This window comes from Fodinibius halophilus, from assembly GCF_011059105.1.
Taxonomy (GTDB): domain Bacteria; phylum Bacteroidota; class Rhodothermia; order Balneolales; family Balneolaceae; genus Fodinibius; species Fodinibius halophilus.
In genome coordinates this window covers 1-1,419 of the sequence record NZ_JAALLS010000064.1, presented here as the reverse complement: position 1 = coordinate 1,419, position 1,419 = coordinate 1, and the positions used below count along the sequence as shown (strand labels likewise).

At 38.9% G+C, this 1,419-nt stretch carries 1 protein-coding gene; it reads right to left on the bottom strand.

Going from position 1 to position 1,419, the window contains the following annotated elements:
• Positions 1-157: 157 nt before the first annotated feature.
• Positions 158-1,081, bottom strand: a complete 924-nt coding sequence (locus G3569_RS18180) for a HEPN domain-containing protein (protein WP_165271507.1) — start codon at positions 1,079-1,081, stop codon at positions 158-160.
• Positions 1,082-1,419 lie beyond the last annotated feature (338 nt).

The window sequence follows — 1,419 nt, the reverse complement described above, 5'->3', positions numbered from 1 at the left end:
AGGCCGGCGGGCAAAATAACGACATTGCGCATAAGGGGCGCACGCAAAAAGGTTGAGTTGATAAATAATGAACGATGAGCTAAAAAGCCAGAAAATGGCAAGACCTAGCGAAGTGTGTCCCCTTAATGCGCTGGTTATGTGGTGACTTTAGTGACAATTAGATTAATAAATTATCTAGAAGTTCATCTTCTTTGGGCAACCCTTTATTTTTCTCAATTGCTTTAATAGCTCTTAACATTAGATTCCAAGTTTGCTTCCAACTATCTATTTCAATTGATGAAAGAGAGCCATGAGTTATTTTACTTCTGAGTTTATATGAATCACGTACAATATCATAAATTTCTTTACGCTCAGAGGTTGAATCCAGAAGTACAGCCAAATACAATGAGATTCTAAACGATAGTTCTGATCGAACTTTAGGAAACATTGATTCAATTCCCGACCAAAGGTGTAAAAGAGACTGAGAAGCAGGTAGTATTTTAGGTGCAGATATTAAGATTGATTGAATTGCATCAAGCTTTTTGTCATCCTCAATTAACTTCATCCAAGAACGGGCGAAAGAAGCAGCAGCTTTAAACCTTTTTTCATTGACCTTAAGAGATTCATTTAGAACAATCCAGCTGAACGCCATTTCCATTGGCCAAGCTGAAACTGTTGCTGAATCACTTGTAATACCTTCTTGTAAACCAAGAGGTAGCTCCTCCCGTAGGCTTTTACTATCTCTTGAATTAATTCCAGAATACTCATTGATCGAATGGGTAGAAATATAAGGTACCAAGAAGGGAGAAATACCTTGAACATATAAACCAAGCCTCAATGCGTTAAATGCTTTTATAGCAAAATCTCTACAAGGCACATCTTTAATAGAAATTTCAAGATTAACATTCGACAAAAAAACATCCATAATTTGATAAGAAATGGATAGATCATGCTCAGATTGTAGCGTAGCAAGATCAAAAGTTGATGTTTGCCAAAGTCTCTTTTTGATTGAAAAGTTTTCGCTAATAACTACTTCTTCCTCGAAATCTGGCACAAGGGCCAAAATTGGGAAATGAAAGAAATTTGTTTGATCTGTACTCAAATTAATAGCAGAATTTTAAAAGCCANTTACAAATGAAAGAGTAACCATAAAAAAGCAGGCAGGCAAGGCGAGTGGGAAGCCTGTCCGCTGATAGCGCTGGTTATACTGGGGCGAAGCCAGTACAACTAGCAATATTTTTAGTAGAAGCAGGTCCACCAAAAACTACTGACCAGCGAACATGCCACGGAGGCCGAGACAAAATGGGAGGTAGGCGTTGGGAAAATGGCAGTAGCACCGAGAGAAACCAGAGAAAAGCAGGAATACGAAGCTAACCATGAGGGCAGGGAAGCAGAATTTGAAAGTGGCACTGGTGCAGATTATCCGCCGTTGGAAAAGCA